This window comes from Streptomyces sp. MMCC 100 (assembly GCF_041538145.2).
Lineage (GTDB): Bacteria > Actinomycetota > Actinomycetes > Streptomycetales > Streptomycetaceae > Streptomyces.
This window is the reverse complement of the sequence record NZ_JBGORK020000001.1, coordinates 4,498,562-4,518,225: the sequence shown is the minus strand read 5'-3', so window position 1 is coordinate 4,518,225 and position 19,664 is coordinate 4,498,562. Positions and strand designations below refer to the sequence as shown.

General features: G+C 73.0%; 24 protein-coding genes. 12 read left to right on the top strand and 12 right to left on the bottom strand.

Going from position 1 to position 19,664, the window contains the following annotated elements; all coding sequences use genetic code 11:
* Positions 1 to 67 precede the first annotated feature (67 nt).
* Genes ABS735_RS21100 through ABS735_RS21090 form a run of 3 tightly spaced genes read left to right on the top strand, consistent with a single transcriptional unit; the run spans position 68 to position 2,660 of the window.
* A complete protein-coding gene (locus tag ABS735_RS21100) occupies positions 68 to 1,027 on the top strand; it encodes a dihydrodipicolinate synthase family protein (protein WP_373901088.1) in 960 nt (319 codons plus the stop codon).
* Positions 1,024 to 1,971 (top strand): ROK family protein, encoded by a 948-nt coding sequence (locus tag ABS735_RS21095; RefSeq protein ID WP_373901089.1) that lies wholly within the window; start codon positions 1,024 to 1,026, stop codon positions 1,969 to 1,971. The genes ABS735_RS21100 and ABS735_RS21095 overlap by 4 nt, the downstream gene beginning before the upstream one ends.
* Entirely contained in the window at positions 1,968 to 2,660 is a 693-nt protein-coding gene (locus ABS735_RS21090) for an N-acetylmannosamine-6-phosphate 2-epimerase (protein WP_373901091.1), read from the top strand. Before ABS735_RS21095 ends, ABS735_RS21090 begins: the two co-directional genes overlap by 4 nt.
* Before the next feature lie 128 nt (positions 2,661 to 2,788).
* Here ABS735_RS21090 and ABS735_RS21085 read toward each other — a convergent pair whose 3' ends face one another.
* Complete coding sequence (locus tag ABS735_RS21085; RefSeq protein WP_373901092.1) at positions 2,789 to 4,234, bottom strand: glyceraldehyde-3-phosphate dehydrogenase; 1,446 nt, start codon at positions 4,232 to 4,234, stop codon at positions 2,789 to 2,791.
* A 223-nt stretch (positions 4,235 to 4,457) separates the two neighbouring features.
* Here ABS735_RS21085 and ABS735_RS21080 point away from each other — a divergent pair, with 223 nt between their 5' ends.
* Positions 4,458 to 4,859 (top strand): SseB family protein, encoded by a 402-nt coding sequence (locus ABS735_RS21080; RefSeq protein ID WP_373901093.1) that lies wholly within the window; start codon positions 4,458 to 4,460, stop codon positions 4,857 to 4,859.
* A gap of 37 nt (positions 4,860 to 4,896) precedes the next feature.
* On the opposite strand, the gene ABS735_RS21075 is transcribed toward ABS735_RS21080, so the two are convergent.
* Positions 4,897 to 5,307: a MarR family transcriptional regulator gene (locus ABS735_RS21075; protein WP_373901094.1), complete on the bottom strand. Its 411-nt coding sequence runs from the start codon at positions 5,305 to 5,307 to the stop codon at positions 4,897 to 4,899.
* 131 nt (positions 5,308 to 5,438) lie between these two features.
* On the opposite strand from ABS735_RS21075, the gene ABS735_RS21070 reads away from it, so the two are divergent.
* The 5 genes from ABS735_RS21070 to ABS735_RS21050 all read left to right on the top strand — a co-directional run bounded on the left by ABS735_RS21070 (position 5,439) and on the right by ABS735_RS21050 (position 7,966).
* Positions 5,439 to 5,726 (top strand): ArsR family transcriptional regulator, encoded by a 288-nt coding sequence (locus tag ABS735_RS21070; protein ID WP_373901095.1) that lies wholly within the window; start codon positions 5,439 to 5,441, stop codon positions 5,724 to 5,726.
* A 187-nt stretch (positions 5,727 to 5,913) separates the two neighbouring features.
* Positions 5,914 to 6,378, top strand: coding sequence for a fluoride efflux transporter CrcB (crcB, locus tag ABS735_RS21065; protein ID WP_373901096.1), 465 nt, complete (start codon positions 5,914 to 5,916; stop codon positions 6,376 to 6,378).
* Positions 6,375 to 6,719 (top strand): DUF190 domain-containing protein, encoded by a 345-nt coding sequence (locus ABS735_RS21060; RefSeq protein WP_373901097.1) that lies wholly within the window; start codon positions 6,375 to 6,377, stop codon positions 6,717 to 6,719. The genes crcB (ABS735_RS21065) and ABS735_RS21060 overlap by 4 nt, the downstream gene beginning before the upstream one ends.
* A complete protein-coding gene (crcB, locus tag ABS735_RS21055; protein WP_373901098.1) occupies positions 6,716 to 7,090 on the top strand; it encodes a fluoride efflux transporter CrcB in 375 nt (124 codons plus the stop codon). The genes ABS735_RS21060 and crcB (ABS735_RS21055) overlap by 4 nt, the downstream gene beginning before the upstream one ends.
* A 39-nt stretch (positions 7,091 to 7,129) precedes the next feature.
* Positions 7,130 to 7,966 (top strand): undecaprenyl-diphosphate phosphatase, encoded by an 837-nt coding sequence (locus ABS735_RS21050; RefSeq protein WP_373901099.1) that lies wholly within the window; start codon positions 7,130 to 7,132, stop codon positions 7,964 to 7,966.
* Positions 7,967 to 7,984: 18 nt separating this feature from the next.
* Here ABS735_RS21050 and ABS735_RS21045 read toward each other — a convergent pair whose 3' ends face one another.
* A complete protein-coding gene (locus ABS735_RS21045) occupies positions 7,985 to 9,055 on the bottom strand; it encodes a fatty acid desaturase family protein (protein ID WP_373901100.1) in 1,071 nt (356 codons plus the stop codon).
* Between the two features lie 135 nt (positions 9,056 to 9,190).
* Between ABS735_RS21045 and ABS735_RS21040 the strand changes: the two genes are divergently transcribed.
* Positions 9,191 to 10,123, top strand: coding sequence for a glutaminase (locus ABS735_RS21040; protein WP_373901101.1), 933 nt, complete (start codon positions 9,191 to 9,193; stop codon positions 10,121 to 10,123).
* Positions 10,124 to 10,141: 18 nt separating this feature from the next.
* Here the strand turns inward: ABS735_RS21040 and ABS735_RS21035 are convergent, their stop codons facing one another.
* The 3 genes from ABS735_RS21035 to ABS735_RS21025 all read right to left on the bottom strand — a co-directional run bounded on the left by ABS735_RS21035 (position 10,142) and on the right by ABS735_RS21025 (position 13,386).
* Entirely contained in the window at positions 10,142 to 11,314 is a 1,173-nt protein-coding gene (locus tag ABS735_RS21035; protein ID WP_373901102.1) for a D-alanyl-D-alanine carboxypeptidase family protein, read from the bottom strand.
* 138 nt (positions 11,315 to 11,452) lie between these two features.
* Positions 11,453 to 12,592 carry a transcription termination factor Rho gene (rho, locus tag ABS735_RS21030; protein ID WP_373901103.1) on the bottom strand — a complete coding sequence of 380 codons (1,140 nt, stop codon included), beginning with the start codon at positions 12,590 to 12,592 and terminating at the stop codon, positions 11,453 to 11,455.
* A 383-nt stretch (positions 12,593 to 12,975) separates the two neighbouring features.
* On the bottom strand, positions 12,976 to 13,386 hold the full coding sequence (locus ABS735_RS21025; RefSeq protein WP_373901104.1) for a nuclear transport factor 2 family protein: 411 nt from the start codon (positions 13,384 to 13,386) through the stop codon (positions 12,976 to 12,978).
* A gap of 80 nt (positions 13,387 to 13,466) precedes the next feature.
* Here ABS735_RS21025 and ABS735_RS21020 point away from each other — a divergent pair, with 80 nt between their 5' ends.
* Both ABS735_RS21020 and ABS735_RS21015 read left to right on the top strand, forming a co-directional pair.
* Positions 13,467 to 14,054: a PadR family transcriptional regulator gene (locus tag ABS735_RS21020; RefSeq protein ID WP_373901105.1), complete on the top strand. Its 588-nt coding sequence runs from the start codon at positions 13,467 to 13,469 to the stop codon at positions 14,052 to 14,054.
* A 4-nt stretch (positions 14,055 to 14,058) separates the two neighbouring features.
* Entirely contained in the window at positions 14,059 to 14,784 is a 726-nt protein-coding gene (locus ABS735_RS21015) for a class I SAM-dependent methyltransferase (protein WP_373901106.1), read from the top strand.
* 9 nt (positions 14,785 to 14,793) lie between these two features.
* On the opposite strand, the gene ABS735_RS21010 is transcribed toward ABS735_RS21015, so the two are convergent.
* The 6 genes from ABS735_RS21010 to ABS735_RS20985 all read right to left on the bottom strand — a co-directional run bounded on the left by ABS735_RS21010 (position 14,794) and on the right by ABS735_RS20985 (position 19,506).
* Entirely contained in the window at positions 14,794 to 15,570 is a 777-nt protein-coding gene (locus ABS735_RS21010) for a GntR family transcriptional regulator (protein WP_373901108.1), read from the bottom strand.
* A gap of 131 nt (positions 15,571 to 15,701) precedes the next feature.
* Positions 15,702 to 16,670 carry an acetylxylan esterase gene (locus ABS735_RS21005; protein ID WP_373901109.1) on the bottom strand — a complete coding sequence of 323 codons (969 nt, stop codon included), beginning with the start codon at positions 16,668 to 16,670 and terminating at the stop codon, positions 15,702 to 15,704.
* A 115-nt stretch (positions 16,671 to 16,785) separates the two neighbouring features.
* The gene (locus tag ABS735_RS21000; protein ID WP_373901110.1) at positions 16,786 to 17,370 is read right to left on the bottom strand and encodes an Rv1733c family protein; all 585 of its coding nucleotides are present in this window, start codon (positions 17,368 to 17,370) and stop codon (positions 16,786 to 16,788) included.
* Between the two features lie 154 nt (positions 17,371 to 17,524).
* The gene (locus ABS735_RS20995) at positions 17,525 to 18,301 is read right to left on the bottom strand and encodes a ferredoxin reductase (protein ID WP_373901111.1); all 777 of its coding nucleotides are present in this window, start codon (positions 18,299 to 18,301) and stop codon (positions 17,525 to 17,527) included.
* Complete coding sequence (locus ABS735_RS20990) at positions 18,294 to 18,899, bottom strand: sulfite oxidase-like oxidoreductase (RefSeq protein WP_373901112.1); 606 nt, start codon at positions 18,897 to 18,899, stop codon at positions 18,294 to 18,296. The genes ABS735_RS20995 and ABS735_RS20990 overlap by 8 nt, the downstream gene beginning before the upstream one ends.
* Before the next feature lie 112 nt (positions 18,900 to 19,011).
* Positions 19,012 to 19,506 carry a MarR family winged helix-turn-helix transcriptional regulator gene (locus tag ABS735_RS20985; RefSeq protein WP_373901113.1) on the bottom strand — a complete coding sequence of 165 codons (495 nt, stop codon included), beginning with the start codon at positions 19,504 to 19,506 and terminating at the stop codon, positions 19,012 to 19,014.
* Positions 19,507 to 19,664 lie beyond the last annotated feature (158 nt).

The window sequence follows — 19,664 nt, the reverse complement described above, 5'->3', positions numbered from 1 at the left end:
CCGTCACCCCGGCGCCCGGCGGTCCGTTCCACCCGTACCACCACTCGCACAGCCCAGGAGAAACACCATGTCCTCGTCCCAGCCCCTGAGCGGCGTCGTGCCGCCCGTCTGCACCCCTCTGGACGCGTCGGGCGAAGTCGACACCGCCTCGCTCACCCGGCTCGTCGAGCACCTCGTCGGCGGGGGAGTGCACGGGCTGTTCGCCCTGGGCTCCAGCAGCGAGGTCGCCTTCCTCACCGACCGGCAGCGGGCCGTCGCCCTCGACACGGTCGTCGAGGCGGTCGCGGGCCGCGTCCCCGTCCTCGCCGGCGTCATCGACATGACCACCCCCCGGGTACTCGTCCACGCCGAGGCCGCCCGCAAGGCCGGTGCCGACGCCCTGGTGGCCACCGCTCCCTTCTACGCCCGCACCCACCCGCGCGAGATCGCCGCCCACTTCCGCGCGGTCCGGTCCACCGTCGACCTGCCCCTGTACGCCTACGACCTCCCCGTCTCCGTGCACAGCAAGCTCTCCGCCGCCCTGGTGCGCGAACTCGCCGAGGACGGCACGCTGGCCGGGCTCAAGGACAGCAGCGGCGACGAGGGCGGCCTGCGCAGGCTCGTCGTCGAACTCGGCGGACGCCACGGCCGCGCCGACGGCCCCGCACCCTTCTTCAGCATCCTCACCGGCTCCGAACTGACCGTGGACGCCGCCCTGCTGGCCGGCGCCGACGGCGTGGTACCGGGCCTCGGCAACGTGGACCCGGCCGGTTACGTCCGCCTCTACGACGCCGTGCGCGGCGGCGACCTGGACAGTGCCGTCAACGAACAGGAGCGGCTCGTCGAGCTGTTCGGCCTGGTCGACGCGGGCCCAGAGAGCGAGATGGGCCGCAACTCCTCGGCCATCGGCGCCTTCAAGCACGCGCTGCGGCTGCTCGGGGTGTTCACCCACGGCACCACCGCCGCCCCGCAGATCCAGCTGGGCGAGGACTCCGTCGCCCACGTCGAGCGGCACCTGCGCGGCGCCGGCCTGCTGCCGGTCCGATGACCGGACGGCACCTCGACGCACCGGTCATCGGCCTCGACCTGGGCGGCACGAAGATCGCCGCCGCCCTGGTCGGGCCCGACGGCACAGTCCTGGCCCGGCACACCGTGCCCACTCCGGCGACGGAGGGCGCCCGGGCGGTGCTGGACGCCCTCGCAGTGGCCGCCCGCGCGGTGCGGGCCCACGGCACCACCGCGATCGGCGTCGCCGCGGCCGGCGTCATCGACCCCGCCGCCGGAACCGTCACCAGCGCCACCGACACCATCCGCGGCTGGACCGGCACCGCCCTGGCCGCCGGTCTCGCCACCCGCACCAGCCTGCCCGTGGCCTGCGACAACGACGTACGCGCCGCGGCCGCCACGGAACTCGCCGGCCTCGGCGACGACGGCACCCTGATCTACGCCGCCGTCGGGACCGGCGTCGGCGGCGCCGTCGCCGCTTCGGGCCGCATGCTGCACGGCGCGGGCGGCATCGCCGGGCACCTCGGCCACCTGCCCAGCCCCGAGGCCGACGGGCTGCCCTGTACCTGCGGAGCCACCGGCCACCTGGAGGCCATCGCGGCGGGCCCCGCCATCACCGCCCACTGCGCACGGCTCGGCGGGCAGCCGGCCGACCGCCTCCAGACCGTCGCCGAACGCGCTGCCTTGGGCGACCCGCACGCGACCGCGGCCATCACGCTCGGCGCCCGTGCGACGGGCCGGGCCCTGGGCGGCCTCGCCAACGCGCTCGGCCCGCACCGCGTCGTCGTCGCCGGCGGCGTACCCCGCATCGGCCCCCTGTACTGGGATGCCCTGTGCGCGGCCTTCGCCGCCGAACTCATGCCCCCGCTGCGCGACCTGCGCCCGCGGCCGCCGCGGGGCGGCGCCGACGCCGCGGTCCTCGGGGCGGCCGCGCTGACCCACACCCTGCCCCTGCACCAGCCCCCCACCACCGGAGCACCGTCATGACCCCGCCTCCGTCCGTGCCCCCGCCCCTGGCCGACCAGTTGAGGGGCCGCCTGATCGTGTCCTGCCAGGCGCCTCCCGGCGACCCGATGCGCCACACCGACACCCTGGTCCGCATGGCCCTGGCGGCGCGGTCCGGCGGCGCGGCGGCCGTGCGGGTCAACGACCCGGAGGTCGTCGCGGCCACCGTCGCGGCCGTCGGCCTTCCGGTGATCGGCCTGTGGAAGGACGGCGACAGCGGCGTCTTCATCACCCCGACCGTGCGCCACGCGCTCGCCCTCGTGGAGGCCGGCGCCGCGGTCGTCGCCGCCGACGCCACCGCGCGTCCGCGGCCCGACGGCAGCACCTTCACCGAGCTCGTCGAGGCCGTCCACGCCGCGGGCGCCCGGGTCATGGCCGACGTGTCGACGCTCGGCGAGGGCCGCGCGGCCGCCGACCAGGGGGCGGACTTCGTCGGCACCACCCTGTCCGGCTATGTGCCGGGCTCCCCGGTGCAGAGCGGCCCCGACCTGGCGCTCGTGACCGACCTCGCCGGTGCGCTCGACACCCCGGTGATCGCCGAAGGCCGTATCGCGACGCCCGAGCAGGCAGCCCGGGCCCTCACGGCGGGTGCGCACAGCGTCGTCGTCGGCACCGCCATCACGGCACCGACCGCGCTGACCCGGCTCTTCGCGGACGCCCTGGCGCCCTGAACCGGCATGCGCGAGGGGCGGTGGGGACACCCGGGTCCCCGCCGCCCCTCGCGCNCCCGGCCTCCGCGAGCGCCCCGGGTCCCCACCGCCCCTCGCGCACGCTCGCGGTACTCGTCCTCGTACTCGGATCAGACCGCCGGAGCCGGGTACGTCGGGTACTCCACCCCGGAGACGTGCTGCACGACGCGGACGACCTGGCAGGAGTAGCCGAACTCGTTGTCGTACCAGAGGTAGAGGATCGCGTTGTCGCCCTCGACCTTGAGCGCGCCCGCGTCCACGATCGAGGCGTGGCGCGAGCCGATGAAGTCGCTGGAGACGGCGTCGGGGGCGCTGATGAAGTCGATCTGGCGCTTGAGCGGCGAGGTCAGCGACACCTCGCGCAGGTGGTCCAGGACCTCTTCGCGGCTCGCCTCCCGGGCCAGCTGGAGGTTGAGGATCGCGATCGACACGTCCGGCACGGGCACCCGGATCGAGCTGCCCGTGATCCGCGCCTTCAGGTCGGGCAGCGCCTTGGCGACGGCGGAGGCGGCACCGGTCTCCGTGATGACCATGTTCAGCGGCGCACTGCGGCCGCGGCGGTCCGACTTGTGGTAGTTGTCCAGCAGGTTCTGGTCGTTGGTGAAGGAGTGCACCGTCTCCACGTGACCGCGCAGCACGCCGTACTCGTCCTCCATCGCCTTGAGCGGCGGGACGATCGCGTTGGTGGTGCAGGACGCGCAGGACAGGATCCGCTCATCCGGCTTGATGGTGTCGTGGTTGACGCCGTGGACGATGTTCGGGACGTCGCCCTTGCCCGGCGCGGTCAGCACGACCTTGTCGATGCCCGGACGCAGGTGCTTCGACAGGCCCTCGCGGTCGCGCCACTTGCCGGTGTTGTCGATGAGGATGGCGTCCTTGATGCCGTACGCCGTGTAGTCGACCTGGGTCGGGTCGTCCGCGTAGATGACCTTGACGGCGTTGCCGTTGGCGAGGATCGTGCTGTTGTCCTCGTCGACGGTGATCGTGCCCTGGAACTGGCCGTGCACGGAGTCGCGGCGCAGCAGCGAGGCGCGCTTGACGAGATCCTGCTCGCCGCCGCCCCGGACCACGATGGCGCGCAGCCTGAGGCCGTTGCCCGAGCCGGCCTTCTCGATGAGCAGCCGGGCGACGAGCCGGCCGATGCGGCCGAAGCCGTACAGGACGACGTCGCGGCCCTCACGCCGGTCGATCTTGTTGGCGCCGGTGGCCCCGGCGACGGCCTCGGCCGTGAACTCCTCGACCGACAGACCCCGGTCGTCGGTCCGGTAGGTCGCGGCGAGCATGCCGATGTCGATCTGCGAGGGCCCGAGGTCCAGCGTGGTGAGCGCCCGCAGGAAGGGCATCGTCTCGGTGACCGACAGCTCGGCGCCGGCGATCTGGCGGGCGAAGCGGTGGGTCTTGAGGATGCTGACCACCGACTTGTTCACCAGGGAACGGCTGTGCAGCAGGATCGTGACGTCCTGCTCCCGGTGCAGCTTCCCGATCATCGGGATCATCGATTCCGCGGTCTCTTCGCGGTGCTTCCAGTTGGTGAACGAGTCGTCGTTGACAGTCACGTCTCTATCTTTCGAGCTAGGCGGCGCTCATATGCTAACCCGACCGCATTACTGATCGATCAAGTGGGCCCTTCGCCGATCGGATGAGTAGGAGGATCGGGCAGGGCCGGGGGCGGGTGTCGAACAGGATTGCGCCGCGGACGACCGGGGTACGCGAGGCTGGACCATGTCCGTGCCGATCGTCCGCGCGGGCCGTACTACCGCCGCTACCAGGGAATCTGCCATGGAGACACCCGCGAACGACCACCCCGTCACTCCCGCCCAGCGGGCGCTGGACACGCTCGCCGAGAACACCGAGGACACGACGGCGCTCGACACGCTCGCGAGCAGCGACGTCCTCGTGCCGGTGCCCGACGACGCGAACGACCAGGACGCCGCCGACCCCGGGATGCTGGCGCTGCCGGTGCTGGAACAGCAGGGCGGCCGCCAGGTGGTGCCCGTGTTCACCTCGGAGCTGGAGATGGCGGATCTGCTGCCGTACGTCTCCCGCTACCGCATGGTGCCGCTCGGCGCACTCGCCGCGCAGTGGCCGGCCGACGACCTGTCGCTGTCCATCGACGCCGGCTCGGAGCACCGCCTCACCCTCACGTCGGACGGCGTGCGCACCCTGCTGGCCCGCCCCTGAGAGCAAGGGCTTTCCCCGTCGAGGGCCTCCGTCCCCCTCAGGAGGGGCGGGGGTCCTCGTCGTCGCCGAGCATGCGGGCCAGCGCGGCCCGCTGCAGCGGCAGTATCTCGGCGTGCAGGTGGCGGCCCCTGGGGGTGAGCGCGACGTACACACCGCGCCGGTCCTCCGCGCACATCGAGCGCTTCACCAGTCCGTCCCGTTCCAGCCGGGCGATGAGCCGGGACAGCGCGCTCTGGCTCAGGTGGACCCGGCCCGCCAGGTTCTGCACCCGGCACCGGTCGCCGTCCTCGGGACCCTCGGTCACGAGGATGTCGAGCACCTCGAAGTCGCTCGCGCCCAGACCGTGCGGATGCAGCGCCCGGTCGATCTCGCACATCGTGCGCGCGTGCACCGCGAGGATGTCCCGCCATCGTTCCTCGAGCCGCGCACCGGCGGTCCTGGCTGCCATGACTGAACGGTAGCACCGCAACCGATATTGGTTGAATGCGTGTAAATGGCCAGGTCGGCCGGACAACGGAGCTCCGGCTGCGGGAAGGTGGAAGGACACGGTACGGCGGGCCTGCACGGAGGGAGGACGAGATGCCGAGGACCCCCATGGACGGCACGCGTCTCGACATCCTGGAATGGCTGAAGGACCCGGCCGCGCACTTCCCCCCGCAGCGTCGCGTCGACCCCGTCGAGCACGGTGTCCACGCGGGCCCCGTCGCCGCGAAGCTCGGGGTGTCCCGCCGGGTGGCCGAGACCCACCTGGGCCTCCTCGCCGGTCTCGGCCTGCTGCGCGCCAGGAGGATCCGCCGCCGCACGTACTACCGGCGCGACGAGGTGCGGATCGCCGAGGTGGCGCGGATGTTCGAGAAGGGCTGGTAGACGCGGGCACCCCGCCCGGAGTGACCCGGGCGCCGCCTCCGCGTTACGCTGAGCATCAGCCGCGGCCCGCAGGGACGCGGCGCGGCGGTGGGGCCCGCCGTACCCGAACCGCGGCTCGGACGCCGCCAACGGTCCCTACTTGCGCACGGGGGCACACCCCTGCCCGGCGAGTAGGAGACGCGCGGCCATGACAGTCCCGAAGACCGGTGACCTCGGCGGACTCCGGCCGCTCACCGCGAGACGGCCCGGGTGGCGCACGCAGGCACCGGTCGTCGCGGTCGTGGCCCTCGGCGGTGGCACCGGCGCCGCCGCCCGCTACGCGGCCTCCCTGTGGTGGCCGACGCAGACCGGCGGCTTCCCCTGGACGACCCTCGGGGTCAACGCCGTCGGCTGCGCCGTGATCGGCGTGTTCATGGTGGTCATCACCGAGGTGTGGGCCGCGCACCGCCTGGTCCGGCCCTTCTTCGGCACCGGTGTGCTCGGCGGCTTCACCACCTTCTCCACCTACGCGGTCGACAGCCGGTCCCTGTTCGCCGACGGCCAGGTCCGCACCGGCCTGGCCTACCTCGCCGCGACCCCGCTCGCGGCACTCACGGCGGTGTGGCTCGCCGCATGGGCGACCCGCCGGGTCCTGAAGTGGAGGCAGTCATGACGAGGCTGACCGGCAGCGCCCTGCGCCTGACCGTGTTCGTCGGCGAGAACGACACCTGGCACCACCGCCCCCTGTACTCGGAGATCGTCCACCGCGCCCACGCGGCGGGCCTCGCGGGCGCCAGCGTCTTCCGGGGCGTCGAGGGCTTCGGCGCCACCTCGCTCATCCACACCACCAGGCTGCTGTCCCTGAGCGAGGACCTGCCGGTGGCCGTCGTCATCGTCGACACCGAGGAGCGGGTCCGGGACTTCCTGCCGCTGCTCGACGAACTCGTCACCGAGGGCCTGGTCACCCTCGATCCGTGCGAGGTCGTCAGGTACGAGGGCAGGAGGCCGGCGTGAACTGGCTGCTGGTCGTCGCGGGCGGCATGGTCGGCGCCCCGCTGCGCTACCTCACCGACCGCGCCGTGCAGTCCCGGCACGACTCCGTCTTCCCCTGGGGCACCTTCACGGTGAACGTGATCGGCAGCATGGTCCTCGGCCTGCTGACCGGGGCCGCCCTGGCCGGAGCGGTCGGCTCCGACTTGCGGCTGCTGCTGGGGACCGGGCTGTGCGGCGCCCTCACGACGTACTCGACCTTCTCCTACGAGACCCTCCGGCTGACCGAGACCGGCGCGCGCCTGCAGGCCGCCGTCAACGTGGTGGGCAGCGTGGCGGCCGGCCTCGCGGCGGCGTTCGCGGGGGTGACTCTGGCCGACGCGCTCTGGAGCTGACGCCTGGCGCACAGCCGGGTGTAGTAGGAACTGGATGCCATGAGCGCCATCAGCATCGGTCAGGCCGTCGTCCTCGGAGCCGTCGAGGGGGTGACCGAGTTCCTGCCCGTCTCCTCCACCGGACACCTCAAGATCGTCGAGGGGCTGATGGGCATCCCGGTCGACGACGACGCCGTCATCGGCTTCTCCGCGGTCATCCAGGTCGGCGCGATCGCCGCCGTGCTCGTCTACTTCTCCAAGGACATCGCGCGGATCGTCTCCGCCTGGGTGCGCGGGCTGCGCGACCGGGAGGAGCGGTACCACCACGACTACAAGTTCGCCTGGTGGGTCATCTTCGCCACCGTCCCCATCGTGCTCGTCGGCCTGGCCGCCAAGCCCCTGATCAAGGGCCCCCTCGCCTCGCTGTGGGTGGTCGCGGGCTCGCTGATCGTCGGCAGCGGTGTGATGTGGTGGGCCGACCGCACCGGCCGGCACAAGCGCGGGGAGGACGACACGTCCTTCAAGGACGCGATGCTGGTCGGCGGCTCCCAGATCCTCGCCCTGCTCTTCCCGGGCTTCTCCCGCTCCGGCGCCACCATGTCCACCGCCCTGATGCTCGACCTCGACCGGGTCGCCGCCACCCGGCTGTCCTTCTTCCTCGGCATCCCGGCCCTGACCGGGGCCGGTCTGTACGAGCTGAAGGACGCCCTGGGCACGGGAGCGGGTGCCGCGCCCCTGGCGGCCGGCACCCTCGTCTCCTTCGTGGTGGCCTACGCCTCCATCGCCTGGCTGCTGAAGTTCGTCGCCAAGCACTCCTTCAACGCGTTCGTCATCTACCGGATCGCGGTCGGCGTCCTGCTGTTCGGGCTGCTCGGCGCCGGGGTGCTGCACAGCTGACCGCCGAGCGCCGGCCGTTCAGCGGGCCTGGCGCAGCGGCTCCCCGACGCTCCTCATGTGCCGCAGGGCCTCGCGGTGCGAGGCCAGCAGCCCCGTCTGGTGGTACGGCACGCCCAGCTCGGCGCAGTACGCCTCGGTGACGGCCTGGGCCCGGCCGAGGGCGGGGGTCGGCATGCTGGGGAACAGGTGGTGCTCTATCTGGTAGTTGAGGCCGCCCATGAAGGCGTCGACGAGCGCACCGCCCCGCACGTTGCGGGAGGTCAGGACCTGACGGCGCAGGAAGTCCAGCCGCGTGCCCTCCTCGATCATCGGCATGCCCTTGTGGTTGGGCGCGAAGACCGAGCCCAGGTAGATCCCGAACAGACCCTGGTGCACGGCGAGGAAGACCAGCGCCTTGCCGGGGGAGAGCACCGTGAACAGGCCGCCGAAGTACAGGACGAAGTGGGCGACGAGCAGCGTGCCCTCCAGGACCGGGCGCTTCACGGCCCGGCTGCCGAGCGCCTTGAAGCTGTTGAAGCTCAGGTTGAGCCCTTCCAGCGTCAGCAGCGGGAAGAACAGGGCGGCCTGGTGCCTGCCGACGAAACGCGGAAGCCCCGTGGCCCGGCTCGCCTGCTTCCGCGACCACACCAGGATGTCGGGGGAGACGTCCGGGTCCTTCTCCTCGTGGTTGGGATTGGCGTGGTGGCGGGTGTGCTTGTTCATCCACCAGCCGTAGCTCATGCCGAGGAGCAGGTTGGCCGTCAGCAGGCCGCCCGCCTCGCTGGGGCGCCGGCGCGAGAAGACCTGCCGGTGGGCGAGGTCGTGCGCCGCCAGCCCGAGCTGCCCGAAGACGACGGCGAGCGCGACCGCGACGAACAGCTGGCCCCAGCTGTCCCCCAGGGCGACGAACGCGGCGACACCGCCGGCGAGCGCGAGGGCGACCGAGCCGAAACGAACCGTGTAGTACAGCGGGCGGCGCCGGAGCAGCCCCTCGTCGGCCATACGCCGCGAGAGTTCGGAAAAGTCGCTCCCCTTCTCGCGTTCTCTTCCGCTCCCCTTTTCCGGCGCGGGCGTGGGCAGGCTCTCGACGAGCACCGTTGAATCGACCATGTACTCGAGTATGTGAACGGCTTCCCGGCAGCAGAATGGCGTCTGCCCCCGAAGCGGGGGTGAGGCCAGCACCACCCCGGTGCGGGGGTCCACCCGCTGTCGGCCTCCCGCCGCCCGGACCGGTCCGCAGGGAGAATGGCGATCATGAGCACACCGACGACCTTCCGGCCGGTCCTGGAGCGCATCGCCGAGGAGATCGAGCGGACCCCGGGCAGCGGCCGGCCCGCCGACTACATCCCCGCGCTCGCCGCCCGCGACCCGCGCCGCTTCGGCATGGCCGTAGCCGAACCCGACGGCACGGTGTACGGGGTGGGGGACTGGCGGGAGCCGTTCTCCGCGCAGTCCATCACCAAGGTCTTCACCCTCGCCCTCGACCTGGCCAGGGAGGGCGACGCCCTGTGGGAGCACGTGGGCCGCGAGCCGTCCGGCAACCCGTTCAACTCCCTGGTGCAGCTGGAGTACGAGAACGGCATCCCGCGCAACCCGTTCATCAACGCGGGTGCCCTCGTCGTCACCGACCGGCTGCACACCCGTACCGGCGACGCGGCCGGCGAACTGCTCGCCTTCCTGCGCGCGGAGAGCGGCAACCCGGACCTGACCCACGACGAGGAGGTGGCCGCCTCGGAGGCCGCGCACGGCGACCGGAACGCCGCACTGGCGCACTTCATGGCCTCGTACGGCAACATCGACAACCCCGTGCCGGTGCTGCTCGACCAGTACTTCCGCCAGTGCTCCGTCGCCGCGTCCTGCGCCGACCTCGCCCTCGCGACGGGCTTCCTGGCCCGGCACGGCATCCGCGCCGACGGCAGCCGGCTGCTCAGCCGCAGCAGGGCCAAGCAGATCAACGCGGTGATGCTGACCTGCGGGACCTACGACGCGGCCGGCGACTTCGCCCACCGGGTGGGCCTGCCGGGCAAGAGCGGGGTCGGCGGCGGCATCATTGCGGTCGTGCCGGGCCACTGCACGCTGTGCGTGTGGAGCCCCGGCCTGGACGAGCGGGGCAACTCGGTGGCCGGGGTGGCGGCCCTGGACCGCTTCACGACACTCACGGGACTGTCGGTGTTCTGAAGGCGCGTCACGCTCTCGTCAATTCCCGTCGTCCCGTACGAGCTTGAGCCGCAGGGCGAGTGCCATGACGCCCGCGCCGAGCCCCGCGACGCCCAGGATCGCGCCGGTCTCCGGCCAGCCCGGCTCGTCCTCGGCCGGCTTCGCCGCGGTCGCCGCCGCGGGCACCGCCTGAGGTCCCTGCCGGGGCCGGGCACCCTCGGGAACCAGCGACCCCACCGGGTCGACCTCCCCGTCCGCCTCGAAACCCCAGTCGAGCAGTGAACGGGCCTCCTCGTACACGGCGTGGCCGCCGCCCTCCTGCGGGTTCATCACCGTGACGACCAGGGTCCGTCCGTCCCGGCGGGCGGCGGCGATGAGCGTGTTGCCGGCGTTGCTGGTGTAGCCGTTCTTGACTCCGATCAGCCCCGGGTACGGCTCCACGCCGTCGGCCCCGGTGAGCAGCCGGTTGGTGTTCATGATCCCGTACGTGCTCCCGTCGCGGCCGGGGAACATCGCGTCGACCTTGGCGCAGTACCGCGCGAAGTCGGGACGCCGCAGCCCCGCCCGGCCGAAGACGGCCAAGTCGTACGCCGACGAGACCTGGCCCGGTGCGTCGTACCCGTCGGGCGAGCGGACGTGGGTGTCGCGGGCGCCGAGCGCGCGGGCCTCGGCCTGCATCCGGGCGGCCGTGGCGCTCCAGCCGCCGGTGAGCGAGGCGAGGACGTGCACGGCGTCGTTCCCGGAGTTGAGGAAGACGCCGTTCCACAGGTCGGAGACGCGGTACGTCTGGCCCTCGACGACACCTACCAGGCTGCTGCCCGGACCGATGCCCGACAGATCCTGCGGACCGACCTCGTGGTGGAGGCCGCCGGGCAGGGCCGGCAGCACCGTGAGGGCGAACAGCGTCTTGAGGGTGCTGGCCGGGGGCAACTCGCGGTGCGCGTCGTTCGCCGCCAGCACGTCGCCCGTGCCGGCGTCGGCCACGACCCAGGACAGGGCGGAGACATCGGGAACCCGGGGAGCTCCGGGGTGCGGCCGGACCTGGGTGCCGGAGCGGTACAGCGGCGACGGCTGCGCCGCCGCACCGCCGGGCGGGCCGGGGTCCGGCCGCCCCGCACGGGCGGCCGCGGCGGCGGGCATGAGGGTCATCAACCCTGCCACGCAGAGCAAGCAGGTGGATCGAGCCGCCCGGGATGAGAATCCGATAGTCATACCGCAAACGTAGGAACGGCCCCCCGAACCGCCACGCTGACCGGGCCGGGTTGCGCCCGCAACCACCCGGATGCCGTAACGGAGACCGGCGAGCGGAGCCGGCCGGTGCCGTGGGCCGGCGCTGCCGGCGGGGCGGTGTCAGTCCACGGGCAGCGTCGGCTGTACCTGCCGCAGGAACGTCGCGTTGTCCGGCGTGCGGCGCAGCCGCTCCAGCAGGGTCTCCAGGCCGGACTGCCCGTCCCGCGTACCCAGGGCACGCCGCAGTCCGCGCACGGCGGTCGTCTCGGGGGCGGACAACAGGAGCTCCTCGCGCCGGGTGCCCGAGCCGGTCAGGTCCACGGCCGGGAAGACCCGGCGGGAGGCGAGTTCCCGGCTCAGTCGCAGTTCCATGTTGCCGGTGCTCTTGAGCTCCTCGAAGTAGAAGTCGTCGGCACGCGAGCCGGTCTCCACCAGGGCGGTGGCGAGGATGGTGAGGGAGCCGCCCTCCTCGGCCTGGCGGGCCGCGCCGAAGAACCGCTTGGGGCCCAGCAGCGCCCCGGCGTCGACACCGCCGCTGAGCGTGCGGCCGCCGGAGGAGGCGGCGTTGTTGTGCGCCCTGCACAGCCGGGTGAGGGAGTCGAGGAGGATGACGACGTCCTCCCCGGCCTCGACGAGCCGCTTGGCCCGCTCGATCACCAGCTCGGCGAGCGCGATGTGCTGCTTGGCGCTCTGGTCGAAGGTCGAGGCGTACACCTCGCCCCGCACCGAGCGCCGCATGTCGGTGACCTCCTCGGGGCGTTCGTCGAGCAGCACCACCATCAGCCGGGCCTCGGGGTGGTTGCCGGCCACGGCGGCGGCGATCTGCTGGAGGAGGACGGTCTTGCCGGTCTTCGGCGGCGCGACGATCAGGCCGCGCTGGCCCTTGCCGACGGGGGCCATCAGGTCGGCGACGCGTCCGGTGAGGCCGGCCGCCGGGTGTTCGAGCCGCAGCCGCTCGTGCGGGTGCAGCGGGGTCAGGTCGGCGAAGTGCCGTCGGCCGCTCTGCCGCTCTGGCGTACGGCCGTTGACGCGGACGACATCGGTCAGGCTGCGCCGGTCGCCGCGCACGCCCTCGACGAGGTCGCCCTTGCGCAGCCCGTGCCGGCGGATCAGTGCGGGGGAGAGGGCGAGGTCGGAGGGCTCGGGCCGCAGGCTCCCGCCCCGCAGGTGCGCCTTCCCGCCCGCTTCGATGTCGAGGACACCGCTCGCGATCTCGGCCGGGAACTGCTGTACAGGGGGGTGTTCGAGTGTGGTGGTCATGGTGGTCGGTCCTTTCGAGGACACGGGCATGGGACATGCGGAAGGAAGGGGGAGCCGCGAGGGGTCGAAAGCGACACGCCTCCAGGCGGCGGGAACAGCACCTCGGACCCAGCGGGGGCAAAAAGCCCTGCTGACGAGGTTGGGCTGAGAAGCGGACGCGCCGGTCGAAAACCAGGACGGGCGGGTCTGCGAACCGAAGGGAAACTCGCACCGGCGCCCCGATCAAGGGGGGCGTACACAAGTGCTGACTGCATCCTACCACGGGAACTGGCGCCGTGGCGGTGGGGCGGGACGATCGAGGTCCCGCCCCTGAGGTCTCACCACCGACAACGCCGCCGGGGCGGTTCCTGTTCCGTCTGCCTTCCGCGTGTGCCGCGCCGCGATCAGCCGGCCGAGCGCGCCCGAGCCTCCTCCGCCTCCTGCGCGATCCGCTCGAACTGCGCGGCCATGGCCGTCCGAAGGGCCTGCGCACCCGACAACGGACGCACCATCACCGTCAGTTCGGCGATGCGGCCGGATGCGTCGAGGTGCAGGAAGTCGCAGCCGCTGATCTCACGGTCGCCCACCCGCGCCGTGAAGAGCAGGGCGTGGTCGCGGCCGTCCGCCTCGCCGATGACGCGTTCGTAGCGGAAGTCCTCGAAGACGCGCTCGACCGCGCGCAGGATCGACGCCGTGATCGCCTTGCCCCGGTAGGGCTTGAAGACGACGGGGCTGGAGAAGACCACGTCGTCGGCCAGCAGTGCTTCGACGGCGTCCAGGTCGTGTGCCTCGACCGCCTCGCGGAATGCCCGCATCGTCACTCCCTCATGCTGAACTATTTGAATAGGTGCGGAGTACAGTAGTCGTCGCGGTTCGTGCTTGCTAGCGTGTCGACATGTCTCTCAAGTACGCCGTCCTGGCCGCCCTGCTGGAGGGCGAGGCCTCGGGCTACGAGCTGTCCAAGGTGTTCGACGTGTCGCTCGCCAACTTCTGGCCCGCCACGCCGCAGCAGCTCTACCGGGAGCTGGAGCGCCTCGCGGGCGACGGACTCATCGAGGCCCGGACCGTGCCGCAGGAACGCAGGCCGACCAAGCGGCTGTTCTCGCTCACCGAGGCCGGCCGGGAGCAGCTGGGCGTCTTCGCCGCCGAGCCGACCCGGCGGCCCACCGCCGTCCGCGACGAGTTCCTGATCAAGATGCAGGCCATGGACGGCGTCGACCCCCGGGCCGTCCGTGCGCTGGTCGAGGAGCGCAGGACCTGGGCACTGGGCAAGCTCGCCCGCTACGAGCGGGTGCGGGAACGCCTTCTGGGCGGCCGTACCGAGGAGGAGCACCTCCGGGACGCCGACCGCGTCGGGCCCTACCTCACCCTGGCCGCCGGGATCGCGTTCGAGCGGGAGAACGCCCGCTGGTGCGAGCGCGTGCTCACCGTGCTCGGCGAGCGCCGCGCTCCCGCCGGGCCCGCCGGACAGGCCCTAGGCTGACCGGATGTTCAGCCCCGAAGGCCCCACCCTGCGCGAACTCGCCGTCCAGGCACTGTCGTCGGTCGAACGAGGCTACGACCTGCTCGCCCCGAAGTTCGACCACACCCCGTACCGGACACCGGGCCGGCTGCTGGACGCCGTGGCCCGCGCGCTGGAGCCGATGGGTCCCTTCGCCGCCGGACTCGACCTGTGCTGCGGCACCGGCGCGGGCGCGGACGTCCTGGCCCGGGTGTGCCGAGAGAACGTGACCGGGGTCGACTTCAGCGCGGGCATGCTGGAGGTCGCGCGAAGCCGCGCCCTGCCGCCCGGCCCGGCGGTCTCCTGGGTGCGCGCGGACGCCCGCGCCCTGCCGTTCGGTCCCGCCTTCGACCTCGTGGTGAGCTTCGGGGCGTTCGGGCACTTCCTGCCCCGCGAACTGCCGGGCCTGTTCGGCCAGGTGCGCTCCGTGCTCCGGCCGAAGGGCTGCTTCGCCTTCCCCGTCGTCGCCCCGCCCCGGCCCGGCTCCCCGGGGTACTGGACGCTGCTCGGCTTCGACGCGGCGATGCGGGTGCGCAACGCGCTGTGGCGGCCGCCGTTCGTCATGTACTACCGGACGTTCCGGCTCGGGGACGTCGGACGCGAGCTGTCGCGGGCCGGATTCCGGGCGGACCTGCACGCCCTGCCGGAATTCGGGTGCCGCCCCGACGGCAGCCCGCGGGTCCGGCTGGTCGTGGCCCGGCGGCTCGCGTAGGCCGCCGGGTCAGCCGGCCGCCGGCAGGGTGAACTCGTAGACCAGGGCGTCCTGTCGGGTGTCCACCAGGAGATCCGTGATCTCCAGCGGCCGCGCGTACTGGTCGTGCACCCGCCGCACGACCCGGACCGACGCGGTGTCGGGCTGGAGGGTGATGGTGTCCCGGTGATGCAACGTCAGGCCGGCCCTGCGCATCCAGTCGTAGGCCCGCCGCAGCTGCGCGCAAGCGGCACCGTCGGCGCGGTCGCGGTAGCGGGCCAGCTCCTCGACCTCGGCGAGCGCCACGGCGGAAAACGATGTCACGGCCGTGCGCCTGCCGTTCCCCCCGGCCGCCGCCGACGTGTAGCGGTGCACCAGGGTCGGCCGGCCCGGCACCAGCCCCAGCGCCGCGGCGTGCTCCGGCGGCGGTACCGCCCAGACGACGGTGGCCCGGTCGCCGGTGCGGGGCTCCGCCGCCCGGGCGCCCACCGGGAAGACGAGGGGCGCCGGACTTCCGGCCGGCGGTCCCGGCAGGGCGACGTGACTGCCCCGCCGGTCGGTGGTGAGCAGCCCGTCCCGGCGCAGCACGTCCAGCGCCTGCCGCACGGTCTCCCGGCTGACCCCGAAGTGCTCCGCCAGCCGGCGTTCGCCGGGCAGCCGTTCGCCCGGTGGGACGGTCCCGTCCCGCAGCTCGCCGAGCAGCTGGTCCGCCACCCGCCGGTACAGGGGTGGCCGGGCGTCGGCGGGGGACTGGCCGTTGGCCGGGGCGTCGGCGGGGGACTGGTCGTGCGGGGTGGTGCGGGCCATGCCGCGCCTCCTGTGGATGACGTACGGTAGCCGCGCGGGCTCGGTGCGCCACCAGAATTACCATTGGTCTAAACCAGCTGTGAAGGCCGGTCCGCCGGTTCGGCCGAAACACCACCCACGGAACCCGTGAGTCAGGCGTACGAGCTCAGCCAGCGCAGCTTGGCGGCGTCCTGGAACGGCCCGCCGCCCTCGTGATCATTGAAGTCGTACACCTCGATCCTCTTGTCCTCGTGCGTCCAGGCGTTGAACGCCGCGAAAACGGTCGACGGCGGGCAGGTCTGGTCCTCCAGCGCGGCCGAGAACAGGGCCGGCGTGCGGCCCCGCGCCGCGAAGTGCACGCCGTCGAAGTACGACAGCGTGCGCAGCGCGTCCTCGGTCCGGCCGCGGTGCGTCTTCAGGTACAGCCCGACCTCGCGGTAGGGGTGCCGGTCGGTGAGCGTGGTCGCGCGCGGGAAGTCGCACAGGAACGGCACGTCCGGCGCGACCGCGACCAGATCCGGCACCAGACCGCCCACCGCTATCGTGATGCCGCCGCCCTGGCTCGCGCCCACCGCGACCGTGCGGGCCGGGTCGGTCAGCGGGTGCGAGCGGGCCGCCTCGACCGCGCGCACGGCGTCGGTGAAGACCCGGCGGTAGTAGTAGTTCTCCGGAGCGTCCAGGCCGCGGGTCATGAAGCCCGGGTACGCGGGCGTGCCGCCGACGGGGTCCGGGGTCCCGCCACCGCCGCCCCAGGCGCTGCCCTGGCCGCGGGTGTCCATCACGAAGTGGGCCCGGCCCGTGGACGCCCACAGCAGGTGCTCGTGCGGCAGACCGCGCCCGCCGCCGTACCCGACGAACTCCACGACCAGCGGCAACGGCTCGGCCGCCGCGGCCGGCAGGGTCAGCCAGCCCTTCACCGGGTGACCGCCGAACCCGGCGAACGTCACGTCGTGCACCCGCACCGTGGACAGTCCCGTGTCGACCGGTTCGAAGCGGGCGTCCAGTTCGTGCTCACGAGCTTCCTGCAGCGTCTTGCTCCAGAACGCGTCGAAGTCCTCGGGCTCGGCCGACGCACTGCGGTAGGCCTGGAGTTCGTCGAGCGGAAGGTCGAACAGGGCCATCGAGAACCGCCTTTGCGGGGATGTGTCGGACCGTACGGATGATCACACGGTACGTGAGCGGCCGAAGGGCTCGCCAGGTCCGGCCGTTGCCGAGGACCGCGCGGGCGGGGCGCCGTCAGGCCCGGCGGTGGGTCCACTGCGGCTCGGTGAGCGCCCAGTCGCGGTCCCACTCCGCCATACGGCGCCGCAGGGTCACCGCGCGTACGGCGCGGTGCGTGAGGAGCACCGCGAGCCCCGTCCCGAGGGCGGTGAACGAGCCGATGGTGGCGCTGTGCTGCCAGATCTCGGCACCGTCCGACGGCGGCGGCATGCTCTGACCTCGGGAGTCCAGCCACACGTCGACGATGTCACCGTGGCGGGCGTCGGCCGGCACCCGTGCCGTGGTGCTCTTCTGCGTGCCGTCGGGCGCCTTCCAGTGGACGGTCGCGCGGTACGAGTGCTGCCCGCCGAGCTGCCCCGTCGACAGGGATCCGGGGGTGCGGTCGACCACCGTGGCACGGACGTGGTGCCGCTCGGCCCGCTGTTCGGCGACGATCGCCTGGGCCTGTCCGTAGCCCCACCAGGCTGTGGCGGCCCCGAGCAGCGGTGCGCCCACGAACAGCAGGAGGGCGACGACCACGGTGGTCCACGCCTCGACGACGTCCGACCGGCGCCGCAGCGGATTGCGCCGCCAGCGCCAGCCGCGTACCCGGGTTCGCATGTCGACCTCCCCGCGATCACCGCGACCGGAGGATCGGACGGACGGCCGTGGGAGTGCGGGAAGGCCGCCGCGCCTTCGTGTCGCGCCACGTGTGCGAGTGCCCGCACTGGACTGGTACCCAGTCCGGCGGACCTCGCTCACGATCCGGGCGGGATCAGCCGAAGCGTTCGATCCGGATCCGGTCCACCGGCTGCCCGGCCGCCACCAGCAGCCGCGACGCGTGCTCCGCGAAGGAGTTGGATCCGCACACGTAGGCCTCCCAGCCGCCGGCGGGCGGCTCGGCCAGGAGCGGCGCCAGGTGCGCGGACGCCAGCCGGCCCACGGGCGTCCCGGCCGGCGCGGTGCGGGTGAACACGGGCGTCGTCTCCGCGCCGTACTCACGGGCGTAGATCAGATCCTCGGGACCGCGCGCCGACACGAGGAGGTGCAGCGGCACCGTCAGGCCGCGCGCCCGGTGGTGCCGCACCATCGACATCAGCGGGACGACCCCGGAGCCGGCGCCGAGGAGCAGGGCGGGCCGGTCGCCCGGCCAGGCGAAGAAGCCGCTGAGCGGGCCGCGGACCTCGATCTCGTCGCCGGGCCGCGCCACCGTGTGGAACCAGCCGGACACCTCCCCGTCGGGCACCCGGTCGAGGGTCAGCTCGATGTGCCCGGACCCGTCCGGCGCGGACGCCAGCGAGTAGTGGCGCTGCGCACGGTAGCCGTCCTCGGCGGTGAGCCGCAGCATCAGGTGCTGGCCGGGCAGGTGACCCGCCCAGCCGGGCACGGCCAGGCGGAAGGTCGACGCGCGGGGCGTCTCGCGGCGGATCTCCGTGAGCGTGGCCGTCTGCCACGTCCCGGCCACCTCGCCGTTCACCTCGATGCGCCCGGGCACGGCGAACCGCGTCGGGGGAGTGGAAGTTCCTGCCGTGGGCGTGGCTGTCTCAGTCACCGGAGTACCGCTGCTCCTCCCAGGGGTTGCCGCGCGCGTGGTAGCCGTTGCGCTCCCAGAAGCCCGGCTCGTCGTGGTCGAGGAGCGTAAGGCCCGCGATCCACTTGACGCTCTTCCAGAAGTAGAGGTGCGGGACCACCAGCCGCGCCGGACCGCCGTGCTCGGGAGCGAGCGGCCGCCCGTCGTACTCCCACACGATCCAGGCCCGTCCGCCGGTGAGGTCCGTGAGCGGCAGGTTCGCGGTGTAGCCGGTGTGGGCGTGCGCGACGGCGTGCGTGGCGGACGGCAGCGGACCCGCGGCGTCCAGGAAGGCGTCCAGGGACACGCCCCCGAACCGCACCCCGAACTTCGACCAGCCGGTGACGCAGTGGATGTCGCCCGCGTACCCGGACGCCGGCAGCCGGCGGGCCCCGGCCAGGTCCCAGGTACAGGGCTCGGCCACGAGGCCGCCCACCCGGAAGGTCCAGTCGGCGGGCGCGAGGTCGGGCGTGACCTCGGCGGACAGCACGGGCCAGTCGTCGCCCGCGTCGTACTGGCCGGGCGGCAGTCCCGGCCGGGCGGCGCGCGGGCGCCCGGTGAAGCCTCGGGTGGTGTTCATGCGGTGGTGCCTTTCGGGCCGCCGGGGCGGGCTGGCTGCCTCCGGACGGCGTGATCAGTGCGTACCCGTCGTCAGTGCGTACCCGTCAACCGTACGTGTCCCGGAGCGCTGCTCAGTCCCGCTCCTCGTCCGGGGCCCCGGACGGCCACGCGTTGTACCGCTCCAGATACGCGGCGAAGCGGAGCAGGTCCTCCTCGGGCCAGTCGGCGAGCCGCTCCCGGAAGGCGGCCCGACGCCGCTCGGTGACCTGGCCCAGGATGTGCCGCCCCGTCTCCGTCAGGTGCAGGACCTGGACGCGGTGGTCGTCCGGGTCGACGCGCCGCTCGATGAGCCCGGCGCGCTCCAGCGCGGACACCTGGCGGCTGACGGTGGACTTGTCCAGCGCGTAGTGGGCGGCCAGGTCCGTGGCCCGGCGGCCGTCCCGCTCCTCCAGATGTCCGAGCAGCGTGTACGACACCAGCGACAGCTGCGGGTGCATGCGCCCCGCCGACGCGCGGGCCCGGCGGGCGAAGGTCGTCATCTCGCGCTGGATGGTCTCCACGGCCGCGTCCACGGGGCTGCCGCCAAGGGCGACGGTCGTCTCGTCCGGTGTATCGGCAGCCGTCACGGGTCCTCCTCGCATCGCTGGTTGCACAGTACAACTCAGCTGGGAGGCCGCGTGAATCAACTGCTTCTGGGAGGTCAACGGCGTCTGATCGTTGGGGTAATGTGATCGGCGGCCGCGGACCGCCCCGGCCGCCGGACGACCGGGAGGTGAGACCGATT